The following is a 4,356-nucleotide window of genomic DNA, read 5'->3' as shown; positions in this document are numbered from 1 at the left end:
ACACCTACAATCACCAACGCGGCCACACCGCACTCGGCGGCCAACCACCCGCCAGCCGCGTACCTAACCTCTCAGGTCAGTACAACTAGTCACGCATGCGCAGCACGACTTTGCCGGCCGCGGTGCGATTCTCCAGTGCGGCCAACGCCTCAGCTGCTTGATCGAGCCCGAACACGTGCGGCTGCGGGGGCGCCACCCGGCCAGCTGCCAGCAGCGGCTTCAGGGTCTCCCACTGCCGCTCCAGCTCGCCCGGATGCGACGTCACCCAGGCGCCCCAGCCGACACCGACCACGTCGATGTTGTTGAGCAGGAGCCGGTTGACCTTCCCCGTCGGGATGTCGCCGCCGGTGAAACCCACCACCAGCAACCGGCCGGCGGGAGCCAGGGACCGCAGGGAGTCGGTGACCCGGTCGCCGCCGACAGGGTCGAGTACCAGGTCCACGCCGCGCCCTCTGGTCAGCTCGGCGACCGCCTCGCGGAACCCGTCGGCGAGCACGGTGTCCGTGGCCCCGGCAGCACGGGCAACCTCGGCCTTTTCCTCGGTGGAGACGACGGCAATCACCCGTGAGGCGCCGAGCGGTCCGGCCAGTCGCAGCGCGGAGGTGCCGATGCCGCCGGCGGCGCCGTGCACCAGCACGGTGCTCCCCTCGGTCAGATGACCGCGCGTGGTCAGCGCGAACAGCACCGTCAGGTCGTTGAACAGCAGTCCGGCGCCGGCCTCCAACGACACCGAGTCGGGCAGCGCGAACACCTGCGCGGCCGGCACCGCGATCACCTGCGCCATTCCGCCGTTGAGCATGGTCAGGACCGCCACCCGGTCGCCGGGACGCACATGTGCGCCGGCCGGGGCGCTGCGCACCACGCCGGCGGCCTCGCCGCCGGGCACGAACGGCGGCTCCGGCTTGTGCTGATAGAGCCCGCGGGACTGCAACACGTCGGGAAACGCCACCCCGGCCGCGTGCACGTCGACGACGACCAGGTCATCACCGGCCGGTTCGTCCAGCTCGACCACCTGCGCCGCAGCCGGCCCGTCGAGTTGGGAAATCTGTACCGCGCGCATGGCGAGCCCTCCGTCCGTAGTGCCTCCCCGAAAACCTAGTCCACTCAGGCGTATGCTCGCGATGCGGCAGTGTTGCCGCATTACCGATGAGGTGTGGCGATGAGTGCTCAACGGTCCAGCCGGCGGCGGAATGCCGGTAGTTTCCCCGCGCAGTTGCCGCCGGCCCGCACCATGGAGGTCCGGGCGGCCGACGGAACCCGCCTGCACACCCAGGTCTTCGGTCCGCCGGACGGCTACCCGATTGTGCTCGCGCACGGCATCACCTGCGCCATCCGCGTGTGGGGCCACCAGATCGCCGACCTGAGCGCCGACCACCGGGTGATCGCCTACGACCACCGTGGTCACGGACGCAGCGGGGTACCCCGGCGCGGCGGATACAGTCTGACCCACCTGGCATCGGATCTGGACTCGGTGCTCGACGCCACCCTGGCGCCGGGAGAGCGCGCCGTCATCGCCGGCCATTCGATGGGCGGTATCGCGATCAACGCTTGGTCGGACCGGTTCCGGCACCGCGTGCAGGAGCGGGCCGATGCCGTCGCGCTGATCAATACCACCTCCGGCAATCTGCTGGCCGAGGTGGACCTGTTCCGGGTGCCGCCGCCGGTGCAACGGGTGCGCGTGGAAACCGCGCGCCGCGCGCTGCTGACGTTCGGCAACGTCCCGATCGCCGGGCCGGCGCACGTGGCGGTTCGGCGGTTTGTGCGTATGCTGGCCGTCGGCGGTGAGGCCGACCCGTGGGTCAACGCGTTGATCTGTGACTTGTTCGCCAAGACTCCGGCGGCCGGCCGCGGCCACTGGGTGCGGGTGCTGACCGACTCGCTCGGTCAGGGATCGTTCATCAACCTCGACGGGCTGACCGTGCCGACGCTGGTCATCGGCAGCACCCGCGACAGGTTGTTGCCGCTGCGAGTCTCGCACCGAATCGCCGACGCCGTGCCCAACCTCGCCCGGTTCGTCGAACTCAGCGGGGGACACTGCTCGATCCTCGAGCACCCCGCCGTGGTGAACCGAGAACTTCGCGCCCTGGTCGACGTGGCCACCGGGTCGGCGGGCGACGTGGCCGTCGGCGCCGAGTTCCGCTCGTAGGGTCCCGGAATTGCATTGAAGGTCCTGGCTGCCCTCAGTGGGCTGACCGGTGTGGTCGCTCAGGCCCGTGAGCTTCGCGATGCCGGCGTCGACGGGGTGTTCACCTTCGAGGGCCCGCATGACGTGTTCGCCCCTTTGACACTGGCTGCCGGCGTGGGCGGCCTGGACCTGATGACCAACGTCGCGATCGCGTTCCCGCGCAACCCGATCCATTTGGCGCACCAGGCCAACGACCACCAGTTGCTCAGCGGCGGGCGCTTCATTCTCGGCTTGGGCACGCAGGTGCGCACCCAGATCGAGAAGCGATTCGGCGCCGCGTTCGACCGTCCGGTGGACCGCATGGTGGAGCTGGTCGCGGCGCTGCGGGCGATCTTCGAGTCCTGGAACACCGGCGCCCGCTTGGATTTTCGGGGCGACTATTACCGGCATACGTTGATGACCCCGACATTCTCGCCGGGGCCGAACCCCTATGGTGCACCGCCGATCTTCGTCGGCGCGCTGGGGCCGCGGCTGACCCGAGCTGCCGCTGAGCATGCAGACGGACTGCTGGTGATGCCGTTCTCCACCAAGCGATTTCTGCACCAGAACACCCTGCCCGCGGTGCGGGCTGGGCTCGACCGCGCCGGGCGCCGTGCCGAGGACTTCACCGTGATTCCGGAGATCATCGTCGCCACCGGCGCCACCGAGGCGCAACGGCAGGCCGCCGAGGCCGCCACGCGGACACTGCTCGGATTCTATGCTTCGACTCCGGCCTACGCCCCGGTGCTGGCCGCACACGGCTGGCAGGACCTGCAACCCGAACTCAACGCACTGTCCAAGCAGGGCAGGTGGGCGCAGATGGGTGCGCTGATCAGCGACGAAATCCTGCACACCATTGCCGCCTGCGGCACGCCGGCGCAGGTGGCGGCGCGTATCCGCGACCGGGTCGACGGGGTCGCCGCCACGGTCTGCGTCTACCAGGCGGCGCCGATCGCGCCGGCGCTGATCGGTGAGATCGTCGCCAACCTGCGTTGACGGCGGCTATACCCTAGGGCGCCATCGTGACCCAGTCGGGGAACCCGCTCGGGTCGTGGCGGCCCAACGCGCCGTGCTCGTAGAGACCCCAGCCCTCGACCGGGGCGGCATCACCGTCGCGGCACACCGCACGCCCCACGTGGTCGATCACGCCGAAACTGGCGCGCCCGAGGATGGCCGGATCGGTCATGTCGTAGGTCAGGCGCTCGGTGAACTTCTCGCCCTTCCACTCGCCGTGCAGCCAGTCGATGTCGCCGCCGTAACCGCCGCCGACGTGAATGGGGACCGGCAGTTTGGATTCCACCTCGAACACCACCGGCGTGCCGTCCGGGCGCGTGGCCTCGATGGTGGCGCCGGTGGGGATCCGGGTGCCCGATCGGTAGCGGGTCGAAATCCGGGGCCAGCCCAGCTGTTCGATGCGGCCGTCGCGCCAGATCCGACTGCAGTCGTTGAGCGAGCGGAACCCGTCGGGCTCCTCCTGAACGATCAGCACCACCGCGAAGTCCTCGAATGCCATGGGTACGTAGAGCCACCACATGCCGTCGAACGGCGGGTCGGCCGGCCGGCCCGCGGGCTCGCGTTCACCGACCGGGCGGATGCCCCAGGAGCGGTCACGCGATCCGATCCAGACCGCGGGGTCCACGGCGATCTCCTCGCCGTCGATCGCGATGCGCCCGCTCCAGGAGCCCAGTTGGGCGAAGCGCTGCGCGTCCAGGGTCACCCGGTTACCGGTCCGCAGGATGTGGCGCTGCTCCTGTACCGGGTCGAACAGGCCCTCCCACACCAGATCGAGGGCGATGCCGTCGGTTTCGTCCATGACCACGCGCAGCGAGCGCAGGGGATCGGTGACCTCGATGCGGTAGGCGCCGACCCGCTGATTGAGCCGGTCGGAGTCGATTCCGTCGGACAGGTGTACCGCGGTCTGGGTATCGCCCCTGCGCACCAGCACAAAAGCGTCTTTGACGCCGAGGTTGGGATAGTAGCCGCATCCGGTGATCACGAAGATGTCGCCGGTGCGGTCGTGGGCGTTGAGGTAGCAACGGTCGTAGAAGTTGCGGTCCGAGGAACCCGGCCAGGCGATCGGCTGCGGCAGTTGGTGAACCGGGTATTCGTCAAGTGGTCCCAGCATCAGTTCTCTACTCCCATCAACTTTCTGAGCAGTCCGGCGTGGTAGAACAGCGACTCGGGGCTCTCCG

Annotated in this window: 4 protein-coding genes; 2 read left to right on the top strand and 2 right to left on the bottom strand. The window is 69.3% G+C overall.

The genetic code is table 11. The features are described 5' to 3' along the window. Nucleotides 1-85: 85 nt before the first annotated feature. Complete coding sequence (locus tag LI92_RS20005) at nt 86-1,060, bottom strand: NADPH:quinone oxidoreductase family protein (protein ID WP_046322015.1); 975 nt, start codon at nt 1,058-1,060, stop codon at nt 86-88. Between the two features lie 99 nt (nt 1,061-1,159). Here LI92_RS20005 and LI92_RS20000 point away from each other — a divergent pair, with 99 nt between their 5' ends. Further along, a complete protein-coding gene (locus tag LI92_RS20000) occupies nt 1,160-2,146 on the top strand; it encodes an alpha/beta fold hydrolase (RefSeq protein ID WP_046322014.1) in 987 nt (328 codons plus the stop codon). Nucleotides 2,147-2,161: 15 nt separating this feature from the next. Next, nucleotides 2,162-3,160 carry a TIGR03617 family F420-dependent LLM class oxidoreductase gene (locus LI92_RS19995; protein ID WP_046322013.1) on the top strand — a complete coding sequence of 333 codons (999 nt, stop codon included), beginning with the start codon at nt 2,162-2,164 and terminating at the stop codon, nt 3,158-3,160. Between the two features lie 13 nt (nt 3,161-3,173). Here LI92_RS19995 and LI92_RS19990 read toward each other — a convergent pair whose 3' ends face one another. Further along, nucleotides 3,174-4,289, bottom strand: coding sequence for an Rv3169 family protein (locus LI92_RS19990; protein WP_046322012.1), 1,116 nt, complete (start codon nt 4,287-4,289; stop codon nt 3,174-3,176). Nucleotides 4,290-4,356 lie beyond the last annotated feature (67 nt).

Origin of the sequence: Mycobacterium sp. UM_Kg1, assembly GCF_000972925.1 — a bacterium.
GTDB lineage: Bacteria > Actinomycetota > Actinomycetes > Mycobacteriales > Mycobacteriaceae > Mycobacterium > Mycobacterium hiberniae.
This window is presented reverse-complemented; position numbering and strand designations above follow the sequence as displayed.